The following is a 24,430-nucleotide window of genomic DNA, read 5'->3' on the forward strand; positions in this document are numbered from 1 at the left end:
CGGGCCGACCCGCAGCGTGGATGCCACCCGGTTACTCGCCGAACCGGGAACCCAGCACCTCACCCGTCTCATCCGGCCGGTCGGTGTTCACGTGATACGCCGTGCCCGTCGTGGTGTCCTTCGGCGTCAGCACCAGCTTCACCCGGTGCACCGACACCTTCGACGTCCCCGCACCGGCCGACACCACCCACGCCTTCACCCCGGCCTTGCCCTCCTTGCGCATCTCCACCGAAAACTCCAGCTCCACCGGCCCCACCTCGAACCGCGGACCGCTTCCACCGCCTGCCGCAGCGGCCACCAACTCCGCCCGCAGATGCTCCACAGCCTCCGCAATCCCGATCTCTTCAGCCATCCCCGACCCCTCCCTTTCCCGCTGCCGCACAGACCACTGTCCGCACCAAAGGGTGCACCCGCGCAGACGACCACCACCGGCCGAGCAGTTCCCGCACCGCCCCACACATCGAAAAAGACCGAAACCATACGGAAGCAAGGCCTTTCATGACCGTTTCTGGCCAGCGGTTCCTGTGCGCCACCCAGGGCGGTGGAGCGGCTTTGGGGTGGCGCTGCTTTGGCGCGAGTGATCATGGCCCCGTAAGCTTCCGGCGCGTCGGGCAGGTAGTGGGCCTGCCCGGTAAAGCACGACGTTGGGGCCATGATCTTCGAGGCTCGCGCCAAAGTGGCTCCGTAAAGCCGCGGAACCGACCGCCCCAGCCACGACGAACCCCTTCTCTGACGTCAGGCGGCTGATTGCTGCGCGCGGCACGGATGCCGGCCGGGCTGGAGCGGGGCGGAGACAGGAGCGCAGGCCCGGCCGGGGGCCGGGCCGCGTGCGGTGAGCGGAGCGAGCCGCCTTGAACCAGTAGAGAGACTTTGAATCACATTCATGCTGGCGGCTGTTGATGCTGCTCTTGCGCCTGGCCGCTGTCGGCTCGTGGTGTAGAACCCTGGGTATGGGGAGTGAACGGCGCGAGCGGATGCGGGTGCTTGGGGCACGTCTTCGGGCTCTGCGTGCGGAGGCTGGTCTGACGGGTGCTGCTCTGGCTCAGCGGGCTGGCGTTGGTCAGCCGACGGTCTCCAAGGTGGAAACCGGGCGCATGGTCCCCAGCGGCGATGTGCTGGACCGGCTGTGCCGGGCGCTCAACCTCGATGAGTCGGCGGCGGGGGAAGTCCATGACCTGCTCGTCGCCGTTGAGTCTGTGATCGCCACCGACTCGGAACCGGCGGGGCTGCCCGTTGGGCTCGTCGTTGATGATGCGGTCCGCGGTGCTCGGTCGGTTCGGTCGTTCCAGTGCGTCGTTCTGCCTGCCCTGCTGCAGAGCGCTGAGTACGCCCGTCACGTCTTCGAGAGCGCGCCGGATTCGACCCCTGAGGCGGTCGGTCGGGCTGTCGCTGCCCGTGTGGAGCGGCAGAGCGTGTTGTATGAGCCGGGGCGCGAGTCGGTGTTCGTGCTGACGGAAGCCGTGCTGCGGACCTGGCCGGGCACGCCGGCGCTGATGCTCGCCCAACTCGACCGGCTGCTCGCCGTCGAGAGCCTGAGCACCGTGCGGTTCGGCGTCATCCCGTGGCGTCGCCCGGTGCCGCTTCTGCCTCGTCACGGATTCACGCTGTGCGACCAGCAGGCCGTCGTGATCGAGGCGTTCACCGGTGAACGGGTGTCGGTCGACTCCGCCGAGGTGGCTGCGTACGAGGATGCCTTCCGCCGCTTCCAAGAGGCATCCGTCTTTGGTGGCGAGGCGCGTGAGCTGTTGTTGCGTGTGATGAAGGAGTTCCGCGAGCTGGGAGACACGGTCACCCCTTAGAGGAATAATTCCTCTACATGCCTGGCGTGCTGGCTTCCTGTGGGCATAGCCTGCCGTCGCGCGCTGTCTAGTCCCCTAGACGTAGACAAGGAGCTTGCCATGCGTACTAAGTGGTGCCGCGCCTTCCCGGGTCTTGCCGAGCAAGTGGTCCAGGCCCGTCACTTCGTCGCTGCCTTAGTCGCCGAGAAGGGGCCGGTCGATGACGCCACCCTGGTTGTCAGCGAACTGGCCACCAACGCCGTACGTCACTCGCTGAGCGGTGCGGAAGGCGGTTGGTTCCTCGTGGTCGTCGGCTTCGGTGACGGCTTCGTCCGTATCGAGGTGGTCGATCAGGGCGGCGAACGGGTACCGCACCTCTGCGATGTGACCAGCCAGGAAGAGGGCGGGCGCGGGCTGCTGCTGATCGCGGCCTGCGCGAAGGGCTGGGGTGTGAAGAACTGGCCCGACGGGCGTTCCGTGTGGGCGGAGCTGGCCTGGGAGGGTGCGTGATCGCGCACTGTCCGCTGATAGGTGGCCGTTGCTGTGTCGGCGGTGGCGGGTGACTCCTCGGGGTGTGCCTCGGCGGCGGTCGCGTTTCTTCGTCGTTGAAAGTCGTACGGGACGGCGCCTCCCGCCCATTCCGTCTAGGGCCCTAGACTCCTGGGTACTTCTGGGAGGTGTGGTCATGTCGGACGAGTTGCAGCGGATCATGGCGATCGATGATCCGTACCTGCTCCTGCGTGAGGTCACCACGAGGCTGGCCGCTGCGCAGCAGGAGGTGACCGAACTCGCCCGGCTCCGCCGCCGCGTGGTTCAGGACCTCCACGCGCAAGGAATGTCCTACGCGCAGATCGCCGAGAAGGCCGGCCTGAGCCGCGGGCGTATCCATCAGATCCGGCATACCGGCCCGGCGCCCGAGGGGGCTTTCCTCGGGACGGGTGCCGTCACGGTGGTGACGCCGCTGCGGTGGGACGACGCGAAGAAGCGTCCGGTCGTCGCCATGGCCGACATGAACTCCGGCAAGCGGCTGGAGGAGCTGGCGAAGTCGTACGGGCTCGACGTCAGCTCCGGCCACGTGCAGGTGAGCGGCGAGGTCGACCTCAACCGTGACGGCCTGGTCGTCGTCTGCGGTCCGGGTATGTCCGAGGCTATGCGTGACCTGTATGCCCAGGACCCGGTACTCGCCTGGGAACACCCGGAGGGTGAGCCTTGGGCGCTCGTGGACCGGCGGACCGGCACGGCCTATCACGCAGGGGCGGACCTCGAGCCGAGCCGCCCGCACGACGTCGGATACCTGGGCCGACTGCCCCGCCCGGACGGCAACGGCTCGATCCTCGCCATCGCCGGCATCCACACGGCAGGCTCCCTCGGCGTCGTCCACCTGCTCACCTCAGACCTCAGCACGCTGTGGGGACAGGTGGGGGAGCGGCACTTCTCCACCTTGGTGAGTGTCGAATACGACCCCGATACCGAAGAGCCGCAATCCGCCGAACTCCTCTGCCCCCTCTACCTGCACGACGAGGAGGCGACGGCGTGAACGTCGCCCTCGGCACGCTGCCCGCTGAACCAGACCAGCAGAACGAGGACTTCGCGGCCGTCGCTCCCGGTGCGGCCGTCCTCCTCGACGGTGCCGGTGTCGCCGGGGCCGAGACCGGATGCGTGCACGGCATCGCGTGGTTCTCCTCGACGCTGGGCGGACTGCTGCTGGGCAACATCGCGGGAGATCCCGCCCGGCCGCTCGCTGACTGTCTCGCCGGCGCGATCCGCGGCGTTCGATCTCTGCACGAGGACACCTGTGACCTGACCTACCGGGCCAGCCCGACCAGCACAGTCGTCGCGGTCCGCGTCGGCGGGGGAGGGATGGAGTACCTCGTCCTCGGTGACTCGACCCTCCTCCTCGCCGGTCAGGACGGGAAGACGACCGCTGTCACCGACGACCGTCTGGACCAGGTCGGGAAGCAACTTCGCGCGCCGGTCGACCGACTGCCCACCGGCACGCCCGAGCACGCTGCCGCCCTGGCCCAGTACCGCGACGACCTGACAGGACTCCGCAACCGGCCGGGCGGCTTTTGGATCGCCGGCCCCGAACCACGGGCAGCCGAGCACGCCCTCACCGGAACGGTGCCGCTGGAGTCGCTGGCGTCAGTGACCTTGCTGAGCGACGGCGCGACACGCCTCGTCGACCGGTTCGGCCTCGCCGACTGGACGGACGTGCTGGACGTGCTCGCGTCCGCCAGCCCGGACGAACTCATCCGCCGTGTACGGGAAGCGGAGAACAGCGATCCCGACGGGCAGCGATGGCCTCGCGGAAAGGCGAGGGACGACGCCACGGTTCTCCACTGGGTGCCCTCGTCGTAGCCGCACACCCAACCGTAGAATCGAACGTGTGAGCGACCAACCGTCCCGACTGGAGCTGCTGCGCTTCGCGCGCCGTGTGGTCGTGCAGCAGGCGACGGCTGCCGTGCGGCAGCTCGACGGGTGGATCGCGGACGAGGAGCGGCGCGAGGCTGAGCGGCGTCGAGGTGAGGAGATGCGGCCGCCGCCTCCGGACTGGCTGCTCCAGCACGGGCTCAACCGGAAGAACGTGGATGCCGTTCATGCCGGGGACTGCTGGGCAGCGACGAAGTCGGGCCGGTGTCGTCCCGCGTCCCGCGAGCAGGTGGTTGAAGCTCTGCGGCATGGCGTGCCGGCGTGCGTGCACTGCCGCCCGGATACGGCGCTGGGCCTGCTCGACAACCCGTGACGGTGGTGGTCTAAAAGCGGGCGAGGGGCTCCCGAATGGCGTCACCGGCCGCTGCGAGATCGGGTGGTCCCATCGACGCTCGCGCGACACGTTCGTATACCCCCCTAGACAGTTGACGGGGCGTCGGTTTACGGTTGTCGTCAACCCCCCTAGACGGTTGGGGTGGGCGCCTCCCTGTGCTGTCTAGGGGGGTATGCAGCGGCTCGGCGTCCACGAGGGCGCCCGAATCAAGTGAGGTTCAGAATGCGTGTCATCCCCGTGGACACCTCGTCCGCCACTCTGCTGGTCACCAAGCTCCCCGAGGTCAAAGTGAGGGACCGGCAGACCGGCGAGGTGGCCGTGGACCCGGTCACCAACGACCGTCTCATGGTCATGGAGCTGGTGTTCATCGCCCAGGGCGGCTCGGACATGATCAAGGTCACGGTGCCCGAGAAGGGCATCGGTGAAGGACTGGCCATGGGCGCACCGGTGTTCCTGTCCGGCCTTATTGCCCGGCCCTGGGAGAGCGAGTTCGGCGGTCGTACTCGGCACGGCATCGCCTACCGGGCGGACGCCGTCATGGTCGACACCCCCGCTGCGGTGCAGGGCTGACCGCCATGACCGACGCCCTGTGGATTCTGCTGTTAGCGCTGCTGGTGGCGGCTGGGCTGGTCGCCGTACGCCGTCGACTGCCGGTCCTGTTCTGGTGGTTGGTCGGGTATCCGGCCGTGACGCTGCGGGTGCTCACCACGTACCGGGCCACCATGGACGCCTGCGGGCTGACGGTGCCCGCCTCTGCCATGCGCCGAGCCACCGCCCGGATGGTGGGGCGACAGGCCGCTCCCGTACCGCCTCGTCGGTCGCTGCCGCTGCCGACCGGGTCCGGACTCGTGATGCGGCTGCGCATGGCGGCCGGCCAGGCACCCGAAGACTTCAACGCTTCGGCCGACCGGCTACGGCACGCCTGGGGTGCGCACGCCGTGCACGTCCGTCCCACCAAGCCGGGACGGTTGGAGCTGCGGTTGGTCGGCTGGGACGTCCTCACCGACGTACGGCCCCCTCGTCGGGGGCTGCGGACCGAACCGCTGACCCTGCCCCTGGCACTGCGTGAGGACGGACACTGGCACGTCCGGGACTTCCGCACCGTGCCGCACGAACTCATCCTCGGCGCAACGCAGTCGGGCAAGTCCGTGTACCTGCGCAACCTGCTCTGCGGGCTGGCCCGGCAACCCGTCGCACTCGTCGGCATCGACTGCAAATGGGGCGTCGAACTGGCGCCGTTCGCACCCCGGTTGTCGGCGCTCGCCGATACACCGGACCGTGCGAACGACCTCCTTGACGTCCTGGTGGACGAGATGGAGGCACGCTTCCGCCTCATCGGCATGAGGGGCGGGGCCGGTCCGGATGCCGTGCTCACCTCGGACGTCTGGGGCCTGCCGGAGAAGGCGCGACCGGTGCCGGTCGTGGTCGTCGTCGACGAGGTCGCCGAACTCTTCCTTGCCCCGAGCAAGGACGACGAGAAGCGGCGAGACGCCATGGTCACCAAGCTCATCCGCCTCGCCCAGCTCGGGCGCGCGGCCGGCATCTACCTGGAGGTGTGCGGGCAGCGCTTCGGCGCCGAACTCGGCAAGGGCGCCACCATGCTCCGCGCCCAGCTCACCGGGCGGGTCTGCCACCGCGTCAACGACGAGACGTCCGCCAACATGGCCCTCGGCGACATCGCACCGGAAGCGGCGCTGGCAGCCACCCGAATTCCGGCCGAACGACCCGGCGTCGCGGTCGTCGGTGACTCCTCCGGCGGCTGGTCCCGGGTCCGCTCCCCGCACCTCACCCTCGAAGACGCGGCGGCCGTCTGCCGCGACACTTCGGGCCTCATTCCGGAACTGCCTCGCCTGGAGGCCTTCCGACCTGTCGTGGCGCAGCCTTCCGCTGTTCCCGCCGCGCCGCCTACCGCGCGCCCGGTGACCGGGTAGCCGCACTTCCCTCCCACGGTCGGCGTGACCGCCTCACGCCAAGTCCCTACCCCTACCATGCCCGAATTGAAGGAGCCCGAGCCGATGCGTGCCCACCTGGCCCGCGTGGACGCCGTGATCGTGCAGGCCGTCATCGCCGGTGCCCTGTCCTTCTCCCACCTGCACGACGTCGCCGCGGCGGCCGGACAGGACGGCTGGAAGGCGTGGGCCTACCCCGTGAGTGTCGACCTGCTCCTGGTCGCCGCCTGGCGTCGGATGCGCCAGTCACAGCGAGCGGGCCTGGCGGCCGGCGGCCCGCGGCTGTGGTTCCTCGTGGCCCTGGCCGCGTCCCTCGGCGCCAACGTCGCCACGGCCGGCCTCCTCGACCTGGACGACGTACCCGCCTGGCTCCGCGTGACGGTCGCGGGCTGGCCCGCTGTCGCCTTCTTCGGCGGCACGCTGCTGGCCCACGCTCCGCACACCCCGGAAGGGCCCACAGCCTCTCCCGCGACGGACGCGGTAGCGGCTCCTGACGGCGATTCGTCCGGCGTGGAAGGGCCCGATCACACGGTTCCGTACCCCGCCGACCCCGAACCGGCTCCCGAGCCTGCTGCCGCACCGGCCACCGCTCCCGCCCCGGCGCCTGCTCCAGCCGTCGCCCTGCCGCCCGCCCTCGTCGACCGCGTCCGGGCCTTGGCCGAGGAACACCGCTCGGCCACCGGCCGCCCCGCCGACCCCGACGCCGTACGCACTCGGCTCGGCCTGCCCCCGTCCATGACCGCATCCGTCGCCGCTCACCTCTGAGAGAGGAGACCCACCATGAACCCGCGCTTCCGCAACGTCCGCCGCATCGGCCCCGTCAACGTCGCCTCGTACATCGACCGCGGACGTAACCGCCACCTGGCCGCCTGCACCGCTCCCCGCTGCGACTTCTCCGCCGAGTACGACAGCCGCGCCGCCGCCGAACTCGCCGCCCGTACCCACCGCTGCCCGGCCTGACAGGAGACCACCGACATGGACGTTCCGCTCTGGCTCGCCCTGCTCGTCGTCGGCGTCCTCGGCGTCAAGCTCATTCGCCCGCCCTGGTGGCTCATCGCCGTACTGCTCCTCGGCGGCTACCTGCTCGCCGACAGCCTGCTCGCCCCCGTCATCGACCCCGCCGTCAAGTGACCCGCGAAGGGAGACCGCTCATGTTCCGACCGAAGGTCCCGACCATGCCGCAGCCCACCGATCTGACCACCCCGCCCGCTGTCGCCGAACTGACCACCATCACGCCGGACACCTCGGCCCCGCCGCCGGCACCCGCTACCCCGGCCCGTCCGGCCGTCCAGCTCACGCCGGGCACCGTGCTCGCCCTGGTCGGCGGCGGCACCGCCGTGGTCCTGGTCGTCGGCGCCGTCTTGGTTTCCATGCTCCTCGCCGTCGCCCTCACCGCCGCATCCGTGGCCGTATGTGCCCTCACCGTCCGCTCCGTCATCGCCCGCCGCTGACACCACCGCCCCGACCTCCCGGTGTTCTCGCACTGTCTAGCCCCCTCGACAAGCCCAACTGCACGCTCACCCACACAAGGAGGACCCCGAACATGACTCCTGCGGCTCCGACCGCAGCTATCCGCCAGCTGGCAGCACTCGCCCAGCACGGCGACCTCAGCAGCTACGCCCACCAGATCCAGCGCCTCGGCGGCTGCGAGCGGCCCATTCGAATGGAGGGCCACCGGCTCGACGTCCACGCCGCCACCGGGGAGATCGTCCGGGAGATCACCGACCGCGACCTCCCGGCCGGACAGCTCCTCATCCGCTGCAACAACCGCCGCGCCACTCGGTGCGTCTCGTGCGCCGAGGTGTACCGCAAAGACACCTTCCACCTCGTCACGGCCGGTCTGAGCGGCGGCAAAGGCATCGGCCCGGCCGTGGCCCAACACCCGCGCGTCTTCGCCACCTTCACCGCACCGTCCTTCGGCCCCGTGCACAATCGCCCCGGCGGCGGCCGGTGCCGCTGCGGACGCCTTCACCCGGACGACGGCCCCGCCCTCGGCACGCCCCTGGACCCGGACCGATACGACTACCGCGCGGCCGTCCTGTGGAACGCTCACGCGGGGAAGCTCTGGGGCCGCTTCACCACCTACCTGCGCCAGCACCTCGCCTCCCGCGCGGGCCTCAGCCGCTCGGCGCTGCGTCACTGCCTCAAGGTCTCCTACGCCAAGGTCGCCGAGTACCAGCGGCGCGGCGCCGTCCACTTCCATGCCGTCATCCGCCTCGACGGCCCGGACGGCGCCGAGGACGCCCCGCCGGCCTGGGCCACGACCGAACTCCTCACTGATGCGATCCGCTGGGCGGCCAAGGAAGCCGAGGTGCCCGGTCCGGTCCTCGACGGACACGCGTACACCTTCCGCTTCGGCGACCAGCTCGACATCCGCCCCATCCGGTCGGCCGACTTCGCAGGCAGCTCGGAACTGTCCAGCCGGGCCGTGGCCGCCTACATCGCCAAGTACGCCACCAAGGGAGCCGAGACGGCGGGCACCCTCGACCGGCCCATCCGCAACCCGATCACGGACTTGATCGGCTCCGACGTCACCGACCACGCCCGGCGCATGATCCTCACCTGCTGGCACCTCGGGGCGCTCCCCGAGCTGGAAGACCTCCGCCTGCGCAAGTGGGCCCACATGCTCGGCTTCCGCGGCCACTTCTCCACCAAGTCCCGCGCCTACTCCGTCACCCTTGGCGCCCTCCGCCAGGCACGCGCCGACCACAACGAAGCCTTGGCCCGCGAACGCGCGGCCGAGGCCGGCCACCCGCTGCCCGACCCCGGCACCGTCCTTGTCCTCCGCCACTGGCGCTTCGCCGGTACCGGCCTGACTGCCGCAGAAGCCTGGCTTGCCGCTACACGCGAGCCCGATGCGGGAGCGGAAGGAGAGCCCGCACATGGCTAGCCGACGCAGCACTGTTGTGGACGTGGTCCCCGAGTCGAGGCCTCTGCCGTCGCGGTACCTGACTCCTGACGACCTGGTGGCGATGTTCGACCTGCCCAGCGTCGAGACGGTCTACCAGTGGCGCCGCAAGCGCACCGGTCCCCGTGGCTTCCGGGTCGGCCGGCACCTGCGCTACGACCCTGCGGACGTCCAGGCGTGGGTCGAGTCACTGCGGGAAGGGGCTGCCGCCTGATGGCCGGGCACGTCCAAGACCGTTGGTACAGAACCGAGACCGGCCCGGACGGGAAGGTGCGCAAGGTCAAGACCGAGCGCTACGGATCCGGCCTCCGCTACCGCGCTCGCTATGTCGGCCCGGACGGCACGGAGAAGGCCAAGAGCTTCCCCGACCGTCAGAAGCGGCTCGCTGATCAGTGGCTGGCGCACATCGAGGCGGACATGGCGCGCGGGCAGTACATCGACCCGCGCGCCGCCCGGATCACCTTTCAGCAGTACGCCGAGCGCTGGGTCGCCACGCAGGGCGCCGACCCGAACACCCAAGCCTCGATGGAGTCGCAGCTACGGCTGCACGCCTTCCCCTACCTCGGCTCGCGTCCGCTCGGCTCCTTCCAGCCGGCGCACATCCGGGACTGGGTGCGGCAGTTGCAGGAGAACGGCATCCGCGGGTCGTACGCCCGGACGATCTACTCCAACGTGCGCGCGGCGCTCAGCGCGGCCGTGGACGACGGCCACCTTCCCCGAAACCCGTGTGCGGCCCGGTCCGTCCGGCCGCCGACCGTCGACAACAAGCGCGTCGTGCCGTGGACATCCGAGCGGGTCTTCGCCGTCCGGGCCGCCATGCCCGAGCGCTACCAAGCCATGGTCGACCTGGGCGGCGGCTGCGGGCTCCGCCAGGGCGAAATCCTGGGCGTGGCCGTCGACGCGATCGACTTCGAGTCGGACACGCTCCACGTGGTCCAGCAACTGAAGTTGAGCCGCAGCAAGCCCGTGTTCGCGCCGCCGAAGGGCGGCAAGCTGCGGGACGTGCCGCTTCCCGGCCCCGTCGCCGATGCACTCCGGGCGCACATGAAGCGGTTCCCGCCGGTCGAGATCACCTTGCCGTGGAAGGTCGCCGACGGTCCTCCGGTGACCAAGCGGCTCATCTTCACCGGACCGCGCGGTGGGCACGTCTGGCGTACGTCGCTCAATGAGGAGGCGTGGAAGCCAGCGCTGGCTGCGGCTGGCGTCATCCCTGTGCCCGAGCGAGGTCGACCGTACGCGGAGTCGCGCGAGAACGGCATGCACGCCCTCCGCCACTTCTACGCCTCGGTGCTCCTGGACGCGGGCGAGAACATCAAAGCTCTTGCCGAGTACCTGGGGCACTCGGACCCGGGCCTGACGCTCCGCGTGTACGCGCACCTGTTGCCGTCCAGCCAGGAGCGCACCCGCAAGGCGGTCGCCGCCGTCTTCGACACGGCCCGACCGGAGTCGTCCCGCACCTGACGGCCCAGAGACGGCCCAGAGGCAGCGAAAAGCCCCCTCCCGGCGGAGAACCCGCAGGTAGGGGGCTTATTCGTGCGGGCTTACTTCTTCTTGCCCTGGTTCTTCACAGCCTCGATCGCCGCCGCGGCCGCCTCCGGGTCGAGGTACTTGCCGCCCGGCGTGACCGGCTTGAAGTCGGCGTCCAGCTCGTAGTACAGCGGGATGCCCGTCGGGATGTTGAGGCCCGCGATGTCGGCGTCCGAGATGCCGTCCAGGTGCTTGACCAGCGCGCGGAGGCTGTTGCCGTGGGCGGCGATCAGGACCGTGCGGCCGGACAGGAGGTCCGGGACGACCGAGTCGAACCAGTACGGCAGCATGCGGACGACGACGTCCTTCAGGCACTCCGTCTGCGGACGCAGCTCCGGCGGGAGGGTCGCGTAGCGCGGGTCGTTGAACTGCGAGTACTCGGCGTCGCGGTCCAGCGCCGGCGGCGGGGTGTCGTAGGAGCGGCGCCACAGCATGAACTGCTCCTCGCCGAACTCCGCGAGCGTCTGCGCCTTGTCCTTGCCCTGGAGGGCGCCGTAGTGACGCTCGTTCAGGCGCCAGCTGCGGCTGACCGGGATCCACAGGCGGTCCGCGGCCTCCAGCGCGAGCTGGGCCGTGCGGATCGCGCGCTTCTGGAGCGAGGTGTGGAGCACGTCGGGCAGCAGGCCGGCTTCCTTGAGCAGCTCGCCGCCGCGCGTCGCCTCCTTCTCGCCCTTCGCCGTGAGGTTGACGTCCACCCAGCCGGTGAACAGGTTCTTCTCGTTCCACTCGCTCTCGCCGTGGCGGAGGAGGATCAGCTTGTACGGTGCGTCGGCCATGTGCCCGAGCGTAATCGACGCCCCACACGGCCCGCGCGCCCTGCCCGCCTGGCGGACGCTTGACGGGATCTGTTAATCGAGTGGCCGCCCACAGGCCTCCTTTCGTAAGTTGTGCTCGCCGATACCAACACTTACATGCCGTCCCGGGCCGGGCCCGGGCGTCAGGGGGGCCACCCATGTCCGTCACCGGAGTCAGACGTGCCCTGAGCGAGTCCGTCTCAGGGCTTCCCCGCGCGTTCTGGTGGCTGTGGACCAGCACCCTGGTCAACCGGCTCGGCGCCTTCGTCGCCACCTTCATGGCGCTGTACCTCACCCTCGACCGCGGCTACTCCGCCTCCTACGCCGGTCTCGTCGTCGCCCTCCACGGGCTCGGCGGCGTCATCTCCTCCCTCGGCGCCGGCGTCATGACCGACCGGCTCGGGCGGCGCCCCACCCTGCTCGTCGCCCAGACCGCGACCGCGCTCTCCGTCGCCCTGCTCGGCTTCGTCCACCACCCCGTCGCCATCGCCGCCGTCGCCTTCCTCGTCGGCATGGCGTCCAGCGCCTCCCGGCCCGCCGTGCAGGCGATGATGGCGGACATCGTGCGGCCGGAGGACCGTATCCGGGCCTTCTCCCTCAACTACTGGGCCATCAACCTCGGCTTCGCGATCTCCTCCGTGGGCGCCGGCTTCATCGCCGAGGTCAGCTACCTCGCCGGCTTCCTCATCGAGGCCGGGATGACCCTCCTGTGCGCCGTGCTCGTCTTCGTCAAGCTCCCCGAGTCCCGGCCGGAGCAGAAGCCCGCCGGACCGGGCGGCACCGACGAGGACTCCGTCTCCCTCGGCACCGTGCTGCGCGACGGCCGCTTCATGGGCGTCGTCGGGCTGTCCTTCCTCATCGCCCTCGTCTTCCAGCAGGGCTACCTGGGACTCCCGGTCGCCATGGGCGAGGCCGGCTTCACACCCGCCGACTTCGGCATGGCCATCGCCGTCAACGGCGTCCTGATCGTCGTCCTCCAGCTGCCTGTCACCCGGCTCATCGAGCACCGCGACCCGCGCCGGATGCTGATCGTCTCCTCGCTGCTCGCCGGATACGGCTTCGGCCTCACCGCCTTCGCCGGGTCCGTCGGCGTCTTCGCCCTCACCGTCTGCGTGTGGACCCTCGCCGAGATCGTCAACGCGCCCGTCCAGACCGGCCTGGTCGTACGGCTCTCCCCGGTGCACGGGCGCGGGCGCTACCAGGGCGTCTACACCTCGTCCTGGGCGGTCGCCGCCCTCGTCGCCCCACTGCTGTCCGGCTTCGTCATCGACCGCTGGGGCGCCGCCTGGCTCTGGGGCACCTGCGCCGTCGTCGGCACGGTCGCCGGCCTCGGGTACGGGCTGCTCATGCGGCGGCTGCCGGGGAACACCGACGCGGACACCGGCGCCGAACCCGCCAAGCACTCCACCGAGCCCGCCAAGCAAAGCGCCTGACACGCCCCACGACCACAGGCCCCGCCCGCCGTCACCGGCGCGCGGGGCCTGCGTACGTACGTCATCTCACCCGCACTGACACGGGCTGCCCGACTGGCACCCGCAGCCGCATCCCGAACCGCAGCCGCAGGCGGCGATCAGGGTGAGGTTCCTGACCTCGGCGGGTTGCTCGGTCTCGCGCTCCTGCGTGGGGTCGGGCGTCGTGCCGGGGGATTCGGCCATGGGTCCCTCCTCGGACTGGGGCCTGCGCACACCTGCCACCCATTGCATGCCCACCCGGCCGGGCGCATCAACGGCGCATCGGGGGCGGCGGAAGCTCACCCGCGCCCCCGGCCGCCGCCCGCACGCCGTGTCCACAAGCAGCCTCAGCTGCCCTCCACCCCCTGCACCGGCGCGATCTCCGGCTGCAGATCCGCCTGGATCTCGTCCGCGTGCTCGCCCGTCACCAGGTACACCACCCGCTTCGCGACCGACACCGCGTGGTCCGCGAACCGCTCGTAGTAGCGGCCCAGCAGGGTGACGTCCACCGCCGTCTCGATGCCGTGCTTCCAGCGGTCGTCCATCAGGTGCTGGAAGAGGGTGCGGTGGAGGAGGTCCATCGCGTCGTCGTCCTGCTCCAGCTGGAGCGCCAGGTCCACGTCCTTGGTGATGATCACCTCGGCCGCCTTCGCCATCAGGCGCTGGGCGAGCTGGCCCATCTCCAGGATCGTGGCGTGCAGGTCCCGCGGCACCCCACGCTCGGGGTAGCGCAGCCGGGCCAGCTTCGCCACGTGCTGGGCGAGGTCGCCGGAGCGCTCCAGGTCGGCGGACATCCGCAGCGAGGTGACGACGATCCGCAGGTCGGTCGCCACCGGCTGCTGCCGGGCCAGCAGGGCGATGGCCCGCGCCTCCAGGTCGTGCTGCAGCTCGTCTACCTTCTGGTCGGCCTCGATCACGCTCTCCGCGAGCTTCAGATCGGCGTCGAGGATGGCGGTCGTGGCGCGCCCGATCGCCGATCCGACCAGCCGGGCCATCTCCACCAGACCGTCGCCGATCGAATCCAGTTCCTCGTGGTACGCGTCCCGCATCGCAGTTCCTCTCGTGCGTCTTGGTCCGGGCTGTCCCGGTCCGGGCTCTCCGGGGCCCTCGGCTCCCACCCACGCTCCCACGTTCCGTCCTCCACGCGTCCGGTTCCGTCACCTCGCGTGAACCGGTCCTGGCCTGTGGGTGAACTCTGGGCGACGAGTGTCCGAGGTCGCCCGCCGAGCGCTGTGGGCCGCGCCCGCCCCATGCCTAACCTGGACGCATGGACGTGAACGCGGCGGTCGCCGCAGCGGCTGCGATCGCCGGACTGCTCACCGGCGTCATCGCCATGCTGGCGTTCCGCGTCAGTGAGCGCGAACAGCGGCGCCCCACGCGCACCTCGCTGCACACCGACGCCGTGCTCCCGCCCGGCGTCGACACCGTGCTGTCCGTGCTGCGCTCGTCCGCCGTGGTCCTCGACGAGAACGACGGCGTGGTCAAGGCCAGCTCGGCCGCGTACGCCCTCGGACTGGTCCGCGGCGGCAAGCTCGCCGTGGAGCCGATGCTGAAGATGGCCCGCGACACCCGGCGGGACGGCGAGATACGGCAGGTCGAGCTGGACCTGCCCCGCCGGGGGACCGGGCGTGGCGAGGCCCTCGCGGTGTCCGCGCGGGTGGCGCCGCTCGGCTCCCGGCTGGTGCTGCTGCTGGTGGAGGACCTCACCGAGGCCCGCCGTATCGAGGCCGTACGGCGCGACTTCGTCGCCAACGTCAGCCATGAGCTCAAGACCCCCGTCGGGGCGCTGTCCCTGCTGTCGGAGGCCGTGATGGACGCCTCCGACGACCCCGAGGCCGTGGAGCGGTTCGCGGGGCGCATGCAGATCGAGGCGACCCGGCTGACCAACCTGGTGCAGGAGCTGATCGACCTCTCCCGCGTGCAGAACGACGACCCGCTGGAGGACGCCGAGCCGGTCCCGGTCGGCGAACTGGTCGCCGAGGCCATGGACCGCTGCCGGCACCAGGCGTCCACCAAGGAGATCACCATGGCCGCCGCGGGCGCCGCCGACCTGCGGGTCTGGGGCAACCGCGGCCAGCTCGCCGCCGCGCTCGGCAACCTCGTCGAGAACGCGGTCAACTACTCTCCCGCCCGCACCCGCGTGGGCATCGCGGTCCGTTCGGTCGCGCAGCCCGGCGGGGACCTGATCGAGATCGCCGTGACCGACCAGGGCATCGGCATCTCCGACAAGGACAAGGAGCGCATCTTCGAGCGCTTCTACCGCGTCGACCCCGCCCGCTCCCGTGCCACCGGCGGCACGGGGCTGGGCCTCGCGATCGTGAAACACGTGGCCGCCTCGCACGGCGGGGAGGTCACGGTGTGGAGCGCCGAGGGCCAGGGCTCCACCTTCACCCTGCGGCTGCCCGAGGCCCGTCCGGCCCGCGGCCGCCGGCCGTCCGAGCGGGACGACTCCGAGGGCCTCGACGCAGAGGCCGGAGGGACGTCCCACCCCTCCCCCCACTCGTCCGATCCATCCGCGTACGCAACGCTTCCCTCCCCGGAGGTCCTTCCGTGACCCGAGTGCTCGTCGTCGAGGACGAGGAGTCCTTCTCCGACGCCCTGTCGTACATGCTCCGCAAGGAGGGCTTCGAGGTCGCCGTGGCGACCACCGGGCCCGACGGACTCGACGAGTTCGACCGCAACGGGGCCGACCTCGTCCTCCTCGACCTGATGCTGCCCGGACTGCCGGGCACCGAGGTGTGCCGCCAGCTGCGCGGCCGCTCCAACGTCCCCGTGATCATGGTGACCGCCAAGGACAGCGAGATCGACAAGGTGGTCGGCCTGGAGATAGGCGCCGACGACTACGTCACCAAGCCGTTCTCCTCGCGTGAGCTGGTCGCCCGGATCCGCGCGGTGCTGCGCCGGCGCGGCGAGCCCGAGGAGACCGCCCCGGCGGCCCTGGAGGCGGGCCCGGTGCGGATGGACGTCGACCGGCACGTGGTGACCGTCGGCGGCACCAAGATCGACCTGCCGCTGAAGGAGTTCGACCTGCTGGAGATGCTGCTGCGCAACGCGGGCCGGGTGCTCACCCGGATGCAGCTCATCGACCGGGTGTGGGGCGCGGACTACGTGGGGGACACCAAGACCCTCGACGTCCACGTCAAGCGCCTGCGCGCCAAGATCGAGCCCGACCCGGGCGCGCCCCGCTATCTGGTGACCGTGCGGGGGCTCGGCTACAAGTTCGAGCCGTAGGCCTCACGACAGGGACACAGCACGAAGGGCGGGACCCGGTGGGGGGCCCGCCCTTCGGCGTTGCGTGCGGTGCGCGGACGGCCGTCAGTGGCCGGACGTCTCCTGGCTCGCGGAGGCCGCGTCCGAGGGGGTGCCCGACGGGGCGCCCGTGCTGGTGGGCTCGTCGCCGGAGGTTCCCTCACCGGACTCGACACCCTCGCCCGACTGCTCGCCCTCGCCCGTGGCCTCGTCGGCCGGCTTGCCGGAGGCGTCCGCCGACGGCGACGTGGAGGCGCCTGCGGCGGGGGCCTCGCTCGGGCCCCAGCTCTTGAAGAAGTGCTCGGCCGGGAACACGATGGCGCGCAGGCTCACGTCGCCGGTCTCGCTGAAGGTGAAGGTGATCTCCTGGGCGTTGCCGTCCTGGACGGCCTCGCGGCTGCTGGGCAGCACGGCGGAGGCGTTGCCCTCGCCGCCGAGGATCAGGCTGCCGCCGGCCGGGACGACCAGGTCGCCGCCCTTGGCGGGGGACAGCTCGGCGGTCTTGCCGGTGCCGGGGACGGTGACCGACTCCAGGGTCTGGTCCTTGTCGCCGGAGTTGAAGAGCGTGGCGGAGATGACGGCGGGGCCGGTCGACTCCAGGTCCGGCTGCGTGATGACGGTGGCGTTCTGCACCTGGATGTCGCCGACCGTCGTGGACGCGTTGTCCGGCTGGATCTGCAGGGTCTGGGCGTTGTTGCCGGCCGCGCACGCGGAGAGCGAGGCGAGGGAGATTGCGAGGGCGGCGGCGGCGAGGGCGCCGCGTCGAAGGCTGCTGCTCACGGCGGCGGCAACTCCTTGACTCGAGCGTGTGTGGCGACCGGGTAAAGCCGCCCTAAGTGTCTGTCAGCGGCCTCAGGTTACCGAGCCTCCCGCAGGCTGCTGCACCCGACCCTCCCCACGCCTACCCGGGTCACGCCGGTGAGGAGTGCCCGCGCCGGGGATGTCACCCGATCACCACCGACTCCCGCGAGCCGCGCCTCTCGCGTCGCACGAACCACAAGTGACCCGCGGGTAAACACTCGCCACTTCCGTCCCGGGCGCCCCTCCATTCACGCGCGCGCGCATTTCGGTGAAGGAATGAGGGGGATCCCCGGTAATTGATCACCGGCCGCCGATCCTCACACCGTGTGATCAATTCCGGATTCGGCCGGAACCGGCTCGGCTCACCGAACGGAGTAGCGGAAGTCGCGCATCTGGAACCGGACATTTGGGGAAGTTCGACCGCTCGTGTGGGGCTCCGGAAGGGTGTAACGTGCGCGTTTCACTTGCCCCGGAGAGCCGCTCCGACCTGCGAATACCCGCTTCCGCTAGCTGCCCGAAGCACGTTCCTGTTGCTGTTGTCAAGCCCCGAGAATGGCCCTGACCTGCGAAAACGCCATTCAGAAGACGCCGTATCCGTGTTACCCTGGATAGCCACGGAAGGGGTACCTGTCACATGACGTTCAAGGTTGGCGACACCGTGGTCTATCCCCATCACGGGGCCGCGCTGATCGAGGCAATCGAAACTCGCCAGATCAAAGGCGTGGACAAGACCTACTTGGTGCTGAAGGTCGCCCAGGGTGACCTGACGGTACGTGTGCCAGCGGACAATGCGGAGTTCGTCGGCGTGCGTGATGTGGTCGGTCAGGACGGGCTGGACCGGGTCTTCGAGGTGCTGCGCGCGCCGTACGCCGAGGAGCCCACGAACTGGTCCCGTCGGTACAAGGCAAATCTCGAGAAGCTCGCCTCGGGCGATGTCATCAAGGTCGCGGAAGTCGTGCGTGACCTGTGGCGCCGGGAGCGGGAGCGCGGTCTCTCCGCAGGTGAGAAGCGCATGCTCGCGAAGGCGCGTCAGATTCTGGTCAGCGAGCTGGCCCTCGCCGAGAACACCAACGAGGACAAGGCCGAGGCCCTCCTCGACGAGGTTCTCGCCTCCTGAGTCCTCCGAGTCGTGGCTCTGCCCGTCGCGTGCCGTCACGCCGGCCGTCGGAGCAGCACTCAGAGCACTCAGCGCATCGAAATGCCGCGGTGCCCGATGACGTCCAGGACGTCGCCGGGCGCTGCGGCATGTTCGTACCCGGACACCCTACGTAGGCTGCACTTGCGCCGAGACGGGGAATGTGTCATCACTCACGTCCCCACCCCTGGCGTGCCGGGCCCGGGCGGTCGGACTCGACCAGAGTCACGGAAGGGGCTGGTCAAGGCGGAACGCCCGGCACTTCCCCGCTCATGGGAGCGGGGCACGCCCAGGCCATACCCACGTAGGCCGAGCCCACAAACCTGACAGGAACCGATGTCTGACGATCCGCTCCCGCCGTCCTCGCCGACCCCCGTACCCGGCCGTCCGACGGTCCGGACGGCGGCCGTCATCCCGGCCGCGGGCCGGGGTGTGCGGCTCGGCCCCGGTGCCCCCAAGGCGCTGCGCGCGCTCGGCGGCACGCCCATGCTCGTCCACGCCGTACGCGCGATGGCCGATTCCCGCGCCGTCTCCCTCGTCGTCGTGGTGGCGCCGCCCGACGGCGCCGGCGAGGTCAAGTCCCTGCTCGACGCGCACGCCCTGCCGGAGCGGACCGAGGTCCTCGTCGTCCCCGGCGGCGAGAGCCGCCAGGAGTCCGTGAAGCTCGGCCTGGACGCGCTCCCCGAGGGCTACGACATCGTCCTGGTCCACGACGCGGCCCGCCCGCTGGTCCCCGTGGACACCGTCGACGCGGTCATCGAGGCCGTACGCGACGGAGCGCCCGCCGTCGTCCCCGCGCTGCCGCTCGCCGACACCGTCAAGCAGGTCGAGCCGGCCGCCGCCCCGGGCGGTCCCGAGCCCGTGGTCGCCACGCCCGACCGCTCCCGGCTGCGCGCCGTCCAGACCCCGCAGGGCTTCGACCGGGCCACCCTGGTCCGCGCCCACGAGACCGTGACGGACGACGTCACCGACGACGCGAGCATGGTCGAGCGGCTCGGCCTCACCGTCGTCACCGTCCCCGGGCACGAGGAGGCCTTCAAGGTCACCCGCCCCCTCGACCTGGTCCTCGCCGAGGCGGTCCTGGCGCGCAGGAGGCTCAACGATGGCTTCTGAGACCTACCACCCCCTGCCGCAGGTCGGCATCGGCACCGACATCCACGCCTTCGAGGACGGCCGCGACCTGTGGTGCGCCGGCCTGAAGTGGGAGGGCGAGGGCCCCGGCCTCGCCGGCCACTCCGACGCGGACGTCGTCGCCCACGCCGCCTGCAACGCCCTCTTCTCCGCGGCGGGCCTCGGTGACCTCGGACAGCACTTCGGGACCGGCCGCCCCGAGTGGTCCGGCGCCTCCGGCGTCACCCTCCTCACCGAGGCCGCCCGCATCGTCCGCGAGGCCGGCTTCCGCATCGGCAACATCGCCGTCCAGGTCGTGGGCCCCCGCCCCAAGATCGGCAAACGCCGGGAGGAGGCCCAGAAGATCCTCTCCGAGGCGGCGGGCGCCCCGGTCTCGGTCTCGGGAGCCACGACGGACGGCCTGGGCTTCCCGGGCCGCGACGAGGGCCTGATGGCAGTGGCGACGGCCCTGGTCGTAAAAGCAGGGTGAAGAACCACACCTTCAGGGGCACGGGGAACTGCGCGACAAGCCCTCACCGGGCCCGCACGTGACATGCAACCCCGAATCCGCCGGAGGCACACTGCACACCCCCGCGCCTACTACCCTGGTGTCGTGACTATTCGCCTGTACGACACCAGCGCCCGGCAGATCCGTGACTTCACCCCGCTCCGGCAGGGTTGCGTCTCGATCTACCTGTGTGGTGCCACCGTGCAGGCGGCGCCCCACATCGGCCACATCCGCTCGGGCCTGAACTTCGACATCATGCGCCGCTGGTTCGAGTACCGCGGCCTCGAGGTCACGTTCATCCGCAACGTCACGGACATCGACGACAAGATCATCGCCAAGTCCGCCGAGCAGGGCCGCCCCTGGTGGGCCATCGGGTACGAGAACGAGCGCGCGTTCAGCGACGGCTACCGCGCGCTCGGCTGCCTGCCCCCGACGTACGAGCCGCGCGCCACCGGCCACATCACCGAGATGGTCGAGATGATGCGCGGCCTGATCGAGCGCGGGCACGCCTACGAGGCCGACGGCAACGTGTACTTCGCCGTGACCTCGTTCCCGGACTACCTGCAGCTGTCCAACCAGGAGCTGGACAACCTGCTCCAGCCGTCCGGCGACGGCGAGACCGGCAAGCGGGACCCGCGCGACTTCGCGATGTGGAAGGCGGCCAAGCCGGGCGAGCCCAGCTGGGAGACGCCGTGGGGACGCGGGCGTCCGGGCTGGCACCTGGAGTGCTCGGCGATGGCGCACAAGTACCTCGGCACCGCCTTCGACATCCACGGCGGCGGCCTGGACCTGATCTTCCCGCACCACGAGAACGAGATCGCCCAGGCCAAGGCCTACGGCGACGAGTTCGCCCGCTACTGGGTGCACAACGCCTGGGTCACCATGAGCGGCGAGAAGATGTCGAAGTCGCTCGGCAACTCGGTGCTGGTCAGCGAGATGGTCAAGCGCTGGCGTCCCATCGTGCTCCGCTACTACCTGGGCACCCCGCACTACCGGTCGATGATCGAGTACAGCGAGGAGGCCCTGCGCGAGGCCGAGTCCGCGTTCGCGCGGATCGAGGGCTTCGTGCAGCGCGTGGTGGAGAAGGCCGGGGGGGTCGTCGAGCCCGCCGCCGAGGTGCCGCCCGCGTTCGCCGAGGCGATGGACGACGACCTGGGCGTCCCGCAGGCGCTCGCCGTCGTGCACACCGCCGTCCGGCAGGGCAACAGCGCGCTGGCCGCCGACGACAAGGAGGAGGCGGTCGCCCGCCTCGCCGAGGTCCGCGCCATGCTCGGCGTGCTCGGCCTCGACCCGCTGGACCCGCACTGGGCCGGCGACGACGGCCGCGGGGACGACCTGCACGGCGTCGTCGACACCCTGGTCCGCATGGTCCTCGACCAGCGCGAGGCCGCCCGGGCCCGCAAGGACTGGGCCACCGCGGACGCCATCCGCGACCAGCTCAACCAGTCCGGGCTGGTCATCGAGGACAGCCCGCAGGGCCCGCGCTGGAGCCTCGGCCCCCGCTGAGACACCGCCCCCGGGACCCACGGCCGACCGGCTGCGGACCACGGCCGGCCGGCCGCGGAACCCGGCCCGGGACCTCACCGGTCCCGGCCGCGCGCAAGATCGAGTGTGCCGTCCGGGCCGCCGGGCGACACACTGCACAGGCACACCCACGAACACGGGAGCGCCCACCCATGTGGCGCACCCCCCACGACTTCACGGAGACGGATACCTCATGGCCGCGAACAACCGCCGCATGTCCGGCAAGAAGGGCGCGCAGGTCGGCAGTGGCGGCCAGCGACGCCGGGGCCTGGAAGGCAAGGGCCCGACCCCGCCCGCCGAGATGCGCAAGGGGCACGCCAAGCAGCGCGCGGCCCAGGCGAAGGCCCGGCGCGCCCAGGGCCGCACCACCCAGCGGCGCGGCGGCAAGTCCGCCTCCGAGCTGGTCGTCGGCCGCAACCCGGTCGTCGAGGCGCTGCGCGGCGGCGTGCCCGCCTCCACGCTGTACGTCCAGCAGTTCATCGACAACGACGAGCGGGTGCGTGAGGCGCTGCAGCTCGCGGCCGACCGCGGCGGCATCAACCTCATGGAGGCGCCCCGCCCCGAGCTGGACCGCATGACCAACGGCCTCAACCACCAGGGCCTGGTCCTGCAGGTCCCGCCGTACGAGTACGCGCACCCCGAGGACCTGGTCGCCGCCGCGCACGACGAGGGCGAGGACCCGCTGATCGTCGCGCTCGACGGGGTCACCGACCCGCGCAACCTGGGCGCGGTCGTCCGGTCCGTCTCCGCGTTCGGCGGGCACGGCGTGCTCGTGCCGGAGCGTCGCGCGGCCGGGATGACCGCCGGCGCCTGGAAGACGTCCGCGGGCACCGCCGCGCGCACGCCCGTCGCCCGCGCGACGAACCTGACGCGGGCGCTGGAGGCGTACAAGAAGGCGGGCATCCTCGTCGTCGGTCTCGCCGCCGACGGGGAGGCCGAGCTGGGCGACGTCGAGGCGCTGGACGGGCCGGTCGTGATCGTCGTCGGCAGCGAGGGCAAGGGGCTGTCGCGGCTGGTCGGCGAGACCTGCGACGTGCGGGTGCGGATCCCGATGCCGGGCGGCGCCGAGTCGCTCAACGCCGGTGTGGCGGCGGGCATCGTGCTGTACGAGGCGGCCCGCCGCCGTAGCTGAACGGGTGTGCGACTCAGTCACCCACTTGGTGGATTCCGGACGGTCCGGACCGGCTTGACGCGGTCCGGACACATCTGGCCGGTCAAGGCAGTGTCCTAACGCCTTGTCACTCGGTTAGATGAGTGTGGACACCAGAACACCACCCCGCACACCCACGGGGGCCCGCTCGTCGGGACTCGACGACGCTCCCGCGCTGAGCATGGTGAAGGTGCCGAGCGATCCGGCCCAGGTCATCGTCAACCACGCCAGCTTCCGCGTGCAGCTGGCCGGTCCGGCGCGAGGCGTCCGGTCGCCGCGGATCGCACGGCACATGACTACCGGCGCGGACACCGCGCGGATCCCCGTCGTCACCACCGTGGGCGCGGGTCCGGCCGCCCCGCGCCGCCGTCCCGTCGTGTGGAGCGGCAGGTCCGCCCCCGACGACACCGGCGCCCACCGTCTCCTCCAGGCCGTGCGGCACGGCGGCCTGCGCCACGCAGACGAGCCCCTCACCGACTCCGGCGGCACCCGCATCCTCCCGCAACAGGGCGGCGGGTACGGCGGGTACGACGACGACACCCAGCCGCTGGAGAGCCCCTTCGTCGGCGCCCCACGCGGCCACGCCGACGGCCCGCTGCTGCCTCCGATGCGCACGGTCGGCAGCGCGTACGACGAGGACGGCCACGCGTCCCTCGACGAGGACACGTACGAGCCCGCCTACGAGATCGAGGAGCGGCAGGAGGGCGGCCGGCGCGCCCGGCGGCACGGCGACGACCCGGCGCGCCACGCGTACTACCCAGGGCGCCGGATGAACCTGGGCGTGGTGCTGCTCCCGCTGCGCGTCTTCCTCGGCGGGATCTCCGTCTACGCCGGGATGAGCAAGCTGTGCGACCCGCTGTACTTCGACGGCGGGCCGCGCGGGTCCATGGTCAAGTGGCTGCACAGCCTGCACCCGTGGGAGGTCGCCGAGCCGCTGCGGCAGTTCGCGCTCGCCCACCCGATCGGCACCGGGCTGGCCATCGCCTTCGCCCAGGTCGTCGTCGGCGTCCTCACCGTCCTCGGCTGCTGGCAGCGGGTGGCCGCCGGCGTCGGGGCCATGCTCTCGGCGGCGCTGCTGGTGAGCGTCAGCTGGAAGAGCGCCCCCGTCTACGAGACGCCCGACATCATCTACCTCGCCGCCTGGTCGCCGCTGATCATCGCGGGCGCGCCCGTCTACTCCGTCGACGGCAGCCTCGCGGGCCGCGCCTGGCGGCGGCTCGGGCCGCGCGCCGACATCTGGGACCTGCGGCGCTACGTGCTGCGCCGAGGGGCGCTCGTCACGTTCGTGGTGTGCGGGTTCAGCATGCTCGTGGGCGCGCTGCTCGGCGGGGCCGTACGGGACGCGGACCGGGTGGTCGTGCCGGGACCCGGCGAGGCGCCGCGCAACAACCTGCCGGGGTCCCCGCTGCCGGAGGAGTCCGGTGAGCGGAACGAGAAGGGCGGGACGGGGACGCCGTCCGCGTCCAACTCGCCCACGCAGGGCGCCACTTCGGGATCGACCAGCCCGTCCGCCGGGACGAGCAGCACCCCCGGCGCCACCCAGGGCGCGGGTGCTGTCACCGGGGCGCCCAGCCAGACGCAGGGCAGCACGGGGCAGGCGCCGCAGCAGTCCTCCCCGGAGGGCCAGGCGCCGAGCACCACCGCCGGCCCGACCTCGGGCGGCGACGGCTCCGGCGGCAGCGGGGGCGGCACGCCCGGCGGCGACGACGGCGGCTCCTCGGACCGCCCCGGCCTGGTGGGCGGCCTGCTGGGGTAGCGGACGCCGGTGGACACGACGACGGG

At 71.3% G+C, this 24,430-nt stretch carries 28 protein-coding genes; 23 read left to right on the top strand and 5 right to left on the bottom strand.

Features of this window, described 5'->3' with window-relative positions; genetic code table 11:
• Positions 1 to 31: 31 nt before the first annotated feature.
• On the bottom strand, positions 32 to 352 hold the full coding sequence (locus ACQY0Z_RS08530; RefSeq protein ID WP_161107964.1) for a trypco2 family protein: 321 nt from the start codon (positions 350 to 352) through the stop codon (positions 32 to 34).
• Positions 353 to 950: 598 nt separating this feature from the next.
• Here ACQY0Z_RS08530 and ACQY0Z_RS08535 point away from each other — a divergent pair.
• From ACQY0Z_RS08535 to ACQY0Z_RS08600, 14 genes are all read left to right on the top strand, one after another.
• Positions 951 to 1,799 (top strand): Scr1 family TA system antitoxin-like transcriptional regulator, encoded by an 849-nt coding sequence (locus ACQY0Z_RS08535; protein WP_161108021.1) that lies wholly within the window; start codon positions 951 to 953, stop codon positions 1,797 to 1,799.
• A 99-nt stretch (positions 1,800 to 1,898) separates the two neighbouring features.
• Positions 1,899 to 2,288, top strand: coding sequence for an ATP-binding protein (locus ACQY0Z_RS08540; RefSeq protein ID WP_161107965.1), 390 nt, complete (start codon positions 1,899 to 1,901; stop codon positions 2,286 to 2,288).
• A 175-nt stretch (positions 2,289 to 2,463) separates the two neighbouring features.
• On the top strand, positions 2,464 to 3,315 hold the full coding sequence (locus ACQY0Z_RS08545; protein WP_161107966.1) for a sigma factor-like helix-turn-helix DNA-binding protein: 852 nt from the start codon (positions 2,464 to 2,466) through the stop codon (positions 3,313 to 3,315).
• Positions 3,312 to 4,136, top strand: coding sequence for an integrase (locus ACQY0Z_RS08550; RefSeq protein ID WP_439812037.1), 825 nt, complete (start codon positions 3,312 to 3,314; stop codon positions 4,134 to 4,136). Before ACQY0Z_RS08545 ends, ACQY0Z_RS08550 begins: the two co-directional genes overlap by 4 nt.
• 28 nt (positions 4,137 to 4,164) lie before the next feature.
• Entirely contained in the window at positions 4,165 to 4,521 is a 357-nt protein-coding gene (locus tag ACQY0Z_RS08555) for a DUF6233 domain-containing protein (protein ID WP_086699580.1), read from the top strand.
• Between the two features lie 243 nt (positions 4,522 to 4,764).
• Positions 4,765 to 5,112, top strand: a complete 348-nt coding sequence (locus tag ACQY0Z_RS08560) for an SCO3933 family regulatory protein (protein ID WP_145826844.1) — start codon at positions 4,765 to 4,767, stop codon at positions 5,110 to 5,112.
• 5 nt (positions 5,113 to 5,117) lie between these two features.
• On the top strand, positions 5,118 to 6,473 hold the full coding sequence (locus ACQY0Z_RS08565; protein ID WP_439812038.1) for an FtsK/SpoIIIE domain-containing protein: 1,356 nt from the start codon (positions 5,118 to 5,120) through the stop codon (positions 6,471 to 6,473).
• A gap of 84 nt (positions 6,474 to 6,557) precedes the next feature.
• The gene (locus ACQY0Z_RS08570) at positions 6,558 to 7,256 is read left to right on the top strand and encodes a DUF2637 domain-containing protein (protein ID WP_439812039.1); all 699 of its coding nucleotides are present in this window, start codon (positions 6,558 to 6,560) and stop codon (positions 7,254 to 7,256) included.
• Positions 7,257 to 7,271: 15 nt separating this feature from the next.
• Positions 7,272 to 7,451, top strand: a complete 180-nt coding sequence (locus ACQY0Z_RS08575; RefSeq protein ID WP_086699574.1) for a mobile element transfer protein — start codon at positions 7,272 to 7,274, stop codon at positions 7,449 to 7,451.
• Positions 7,452 to 7,466: 15 nt separating this feature from the next.
• Positions 7,467 to 7,622, top strand: a complete 156-nt coding sequence (locus ACQY0Z_RS08580) for a hypothetical protein (RefSeq protein WP_331448661.1) — start codon at positions 7,467 to 7,469, stop codon at positions 7,620 to 7,622.
• A gap of 20 nt (positions 7,623 to 7,642) precedes the next feature.
• Positions 7,643 to 7,942: a SpdD-like protein gene (locus ACQY0Z_RS08585; protein ID WP_439812040.1), complete on the top strand. Its 300-nt coding sequence runs from the start codon at positions 7,643 to 7,645 to the stop codon at positions 7,940 to 7,942.
• A gap of 92 nt (positions 7,943 to 8,034) precedes the next feature.
• Complete coding sequence (locus ACQY0Z_RS08590) at positions 8,035 to 9,381, top strand: replication initiator (RefSeq protein ID WP_439812041.1); 1,347 nt, start codon at positions 8,035 to 8,037, stop codon at positions 9,379 to 9,381.
• Complete coding sequence (locus tag ACQY0Z_RS08595) at positions 9,374 to 9,613, top strand: helix-turn-helix transcriptional regulator (RefSeq protein WP_359747190.1); 240 nt, start codon at positions 9,374 to 9,376, stop codon at positions 9,611 to 9,613. The genes ACQY0Z_RS08590 and ACQY0Z_RS08595 overlap by 8 nt, the downstream gene beginning before the upstream one ends.
• Positions 9,613 to 10,860, top strand: a complete 1,248-nt coding sequence (locus tag ACQY0Z_RS08600; protein WP_439812042.1) for a tyrosine-type recombinase/integrase — start codon at positions 9,613 to 9,615, stop codon at positions 10,858 to 10,860. Before ACQY0Z_RS08595 ends, ACQY0Z_RS08600 begins: the two co-directional genes overlap by 1 nt.
• A gap of 80 nt (positions 10,861 to 10,940) precedes the next feature.
• Here the strand turns inward: ACQY0Z_RS08600 and ACQY0Z_RS08605 are convergent, their stop codons facing one another.
• Positions 10,941 to 11,702, bottom strand: a complete 762-nt coding sequence (locus ACQY0Z_RS08605; protein ID WP_189896301.1) for a phosphoglyceromutase — start codon at positions 11,700 to 11,702, stop codon at positions 10,941 to 10,943.
• Between the two features lie 176 nt (positions 11,703 to 11,878).
• Here ACQY0Z_RS08605 and ACQY0Z_RS08610 point away from each other — a divergent pair, with 176 nt between their 5' ends.
• Positions 11,879 to 13,153 (top strand): MDR family MFS transporter, encoded by a 1,275-nt coding sequence (locus ACQY0Z_RS08610; protein WP_189896300.1) that lies wholly within the window; start codon positions 11,879 to 11,881, stop codon positions 13,151 to 13,153.
• A gap of 66 nt (positions 13,154 to 13,219) precedes the next feature.
• On the opposite strand, the gene ACQY0Z_RS08615 is transcribed toward ACQY0Z_RS08610, so the two are convergent.
• Both ACQY0Z_RS08615 and phoU read right to left on the bottom strand, forming a co-directional pair.
• Positions 13,220 to 13,375 (bottom strand): hypothetical protein, encoded by a 156-nt coding sequence (locus ACQY0Z_RS08615; protein ID WP_006133908.1) that lies wholly within the window; start codon positions 13,373 to 13,375, stop codon positions 13,220 to 13,222.
• A gap of 143 nt (positions 13,376 to 13,518) precedes the next feature.
• Complete coding sequence (gene phoU / locus ACQY0Z_RS08620; protein WP_019523962.1) at positions 13,519 to 14,220, bottom strand: phosphate signaling complex protein PhoU; 702 nt, start codon at positions 14,218 to 14,220, stop codon at positions 13,519 to 13,521.
• 218 nt (positions 14,221 to 14,438) lie between these two features.
• Between phoU and ACQY0Z_RS08625 the strand changes: the two genes are divergently transcribed.
• Both ACQY0Z_RS08625 and ACQY0Z_RS08630 read left to right on the top strand, forming a co-directional pair.
• Positions 14,439 to 15,725, top strand: coding sequence for a sensor histidine kinase (locus ACQY0Z_RS08625; protein ID WP_189896298.1), 1,287 nt, complete (start codon positions 14,439 to 14,441; stop codon positions 15,723 to 15,725).
• A complete protein-coding gene (locus ACQY0Z_RS08630) occupies positions 15,722 to 16,402 on the top strand; it encodes a response regulator transcription factor (RefSeq protein WP_026243695.1) in 681 nt (226 codons plus the stop codon). The genes ACQY0Z_RS08625 and ACQY0Z_RS08630 overlap by 4 nt, the downstream gene beginning before the upstream one ends.
• A gap of 84 nt (positions 16,403 to 16,486) precedes the next feature.
• Here the strand turns inward: ACQY0Z_RS08630 and ACQY0Z_RS08635 are convergent, their stop codons facing one another.
• Positions 16,487 to 17,200, bottom strand: coding sequence for a DUF461 domain-containing protein (locus ACQY0Z_RS08635; protein WP_439812043.1), 714 nt, complete (start codon positions 17,198 to 17,200; stop codon positions 16,487 to 16,489).
• 655 nt (positions 17,201 to 17,855) lie between these two features.
• Here ACQY0Z_RS08635 and ACQY0Z_RS08640 point away from each other — a divergent pair.
• From ACQY0Z_RS08640 to ACQY0Z_RS08665, 6 genes are all read left to right on the top strand, one after another.
• On the top strand, positions 17,856 to 18,338 hold the full coding sequence (locus ACQY0Z_RS08640; RefSeq protein WP_003953493.1) for a CarD family transcriptional regulator: 483 nt from the start codon (positions 17,856 to 17,858) through the stop codon (positions 18,336 to 18,338).
• 354 nt (positions 18,339 to 18,692) lie between these two features.
• On the top strand, positions 18,693 to 19,469 hold the full coding sequence (gene ispD / locus ACQY0Z_RS08645; protein WP_439812044.1) for a 2-C-methyl-D-erythritol 4-phosphate cytidylyltransferase: 777 nt from the start codon (positions 18,693 to 18,695) through the stop codon (positions 19,467 to 19,469).
• A complete protein-coding gene (gene ispF, locus ACQY0Z_RS08650) occupies positions 19,459 to 19,956 on the top strand; it encodes a 2-C-methyl-D-erythritol 2,4-cyclodiphosphate synthase (protein WP_189896294.1) in 498 nt (165 codons plus the stop codon). Before ispD ends, ispF begins: the two co-directional genes overlap by 11 nt.
• A 123-nt stretch (positions 19,957 to 20,079) precedes the next feature.
• Complete coding sequence (cysS, locus tag ACQY0Z_RS08655) at positions 20,080 to 21,480, top strand: cysteine--tRNA ligase (protein WP_189896292.1); 1,401 nt, start codon at positions 20,080 to 20,082, stop codon at positions 21,478 to 21,480.
• Between the two features lie 211 nt (positions 21,481 to 21,691).
• Positions 21,692 to 22,630, top strand: coding sequence for a 23S rRNA (guanosine(2251)-2'-O)-methyltransferase RlmB (gene rlmB / locus ACQY0Z_RS08660; protein ID WP_254587373.1), 939 nt, complete (start codon positions 21,692 to 21,694; stop codon positions 22,628 to 22,630).
• A 118-nt stretch (positions 22,631 to 22,748) separates the two neighbouring features.
• Entirely contained in the window at positions 22,749 to 24,404 is a 1,656-nt protein-coding gene (locus ACQY0Z_RS08665) for a DoxX family membrane protein (protein WP_189896288.1), read from the top strand.
• The last annotated feature ends 26 nt before the right edge of the window (positions 24,405 to 24,430 follow it).

The organism is Streptomyces sp. P9-2 (assembly GCF_051903975.1).
GTDB classification, from domain to species: domain Bacteria; phylum Actinomycetota; class Actinomycetes; order Streptomycetales; family Streptomycetaceae; genus Streptomyces; species Streptomyces cellulosae.

What these genes read in the sequence shown, in the direction of transcription:
- ACQY0Z_RS08665 (WP_189896288.1), top strand. Translation starts at nt 22,749, where the DNA reads ATGAGTGTGGACACCAGAACACCACCCCGCACACCCACGGGGGCCCGC.
- ACQY0Z_RS08570 (WP_439812039.1), top strand. Translation starts at nt 6,558, where the DNA reads ATGCGTGCCCACCTGGCCCGCGTGGACGCCGTGATCGTGCAGGCCGTC.
- phoU (WP_019523962.1), bottom strand. Translation starts at nt 14,220, where the DNA reads ATGCGGGACGCGTACCACGAGGAACTGGATTCGATCGGCGACGGTCTG.
- ACQY0Z_RS08585 (WP_439812040.1), top strand. Translation starts at nt 7,643, where the DNA reads ATGTTCCGACCGAAGGTCCCGACCATGCCGCAGCCCACCGATCTGACC.
- rlmB (WP_254587373.1), top strand. Translation starts at nt 21,692, where the DNA reads ATGGCCGCGAACAACCGCCGCATGTCCGGCAAGAAGGGCGCGCAGGTC.
- ACQY0Z_RS08640 (WP_003953493.1), top strand. Translation starts at nt 17,856, where the DNA reads ATGACGTTCAAGGTTGGCGACACCGTGGTCTATCCCCATCACGGGGCC.
- ACQY0Z_RS08610 (WP_189896300.1), top strand. Translation starts at nt 11,879, where the DNA reads ATGTCCGTCACCGGAGTCAGACGTGCCCTGAGCGAGTCCGTCTCAGGG.
- ACQY0Z_RS08530 (WP_161107964.1), bottom strand. Translation starts at nt 352, where the DNA reads ATGGCTGAAGAGATCGGGATTGCGGAGGCTGTGGAGCATCTGCGGGCG.
- ACQY0Z_RS08535 (WP_161108021.1), top strand. Translation starts at nt 951, where the DNA reads ATGGGGAGTGAACGGCGCGAGCGGATGCGGGTGCTTGGGGCACGTCTT.
- ACQY0Z_RS08625 (WP_189896298.1), top strand. Translation starts at nt 14,439, where the DNA reads ATGGACGTGAACGCGGCGGTCGCCGCAGCGGCTGCGATCGCCGGACTG.
- ACQY0Z_RS08600 (WP_439812042.1), top strand. Translation starts at nt 9,613, where the DNA reads ATGGCCGGGCACGTCCAAGACCGTTGGTACAGAACCGAGACCGGCCCG.
- ACQY0Z_RS08580 (WP_331448661.1), top strand. Translation starts at nt 7,467, where the DNA reads ATGGACGTTCCGCTCTGGCTCGCCCTGCTCGTCGTCGGCGTCCTCGGC.
- ACQY0Z_RS08595 (WP_359747190.1), top strand. Translation starts at nt 9,374, where the DNA reads ATGGCTAGCCGACGCAGCACTGTTGTGGACGTGGTCCCCGAGTCGAGG.
- ACQY0Z_RS08560 (WP_145826844.1), top strand. Translation starts at nt 4,765, where the DNA reads ATGCGTGTCATCCCCGTGGACACCTCGTCCGCCACTCTGCTGGTCACC.
- ACQY0Z_RS08540 (WP_161107965.1), top strand. Translation starts at nt 1,899, where the DNA reads ATGCGTACTAAGTGGTGCCGCGCCTTCCCGGGTCTTGCCGAGCAAGTG.
- ACQY0Z_RS08545 (WP_161107966.1), top strand. Translation starts at nt 2,464, where the DNA reads ATGTCGGACGAGTTGCAGCGGATCATGGCGATCGATGATCCGTACCTG.
- ispF (WP_189896294.1), top strand. Translation starts at nt 19,459, where the DNA reads ATGGCTTCTGAGACCTACCACCCCCTGCCGCAGGTCGGCATCGGCACC.
- ACQY0Z_RS08565 (WP_439812038.1), top strand. Translation starts at nt 5,118, where the DNA reads ATGACCGACGCCCTGTGGATTCTGCTGTTAGCGCTGCTGGTGGCGGCT.
- ACQY0Z_RS08615 (WP_006133908.1), bottom strand. Translation starts at nt 13,375, where the DNA reads ATGGCCGAATCCCCCGGCACGACGCCCGACCCCACGCAGGAGCGCGAG.
- ACQY0Z_RS08575 (WP_086699574.1), top strand. Translation starts at nt 7,272, where the DNA reads ATGAACCCGCGCTTCCGCAACGTCCGCCGCATCGGCCCCGTCAACGTC.
- ACQY0Z_RS08605 (WP_189896301.1), bottom strand. Translation starts at nt 11,702, where the DNA reads ATGGCCGACGCACCGTACAAGCTGATCCTCCTCCGCCACGGCGAGAGC.
- ACQY0Z_RS08590 (WP_439812041.1), top strand. Translation starts at nt 8,035, where the DNA reads ATGACTCCTGCGGCTCCGACCGCAGCTATCCGCCAGCTGGCAGCACTC.
- ispD (WP_439812044.1), top strand. Translation starts at nt 18,693, where the DNA reads ATGTCTGACGATCCGCTCCCGCCGTCCTCGCCGACCCCCGTACCCGGC.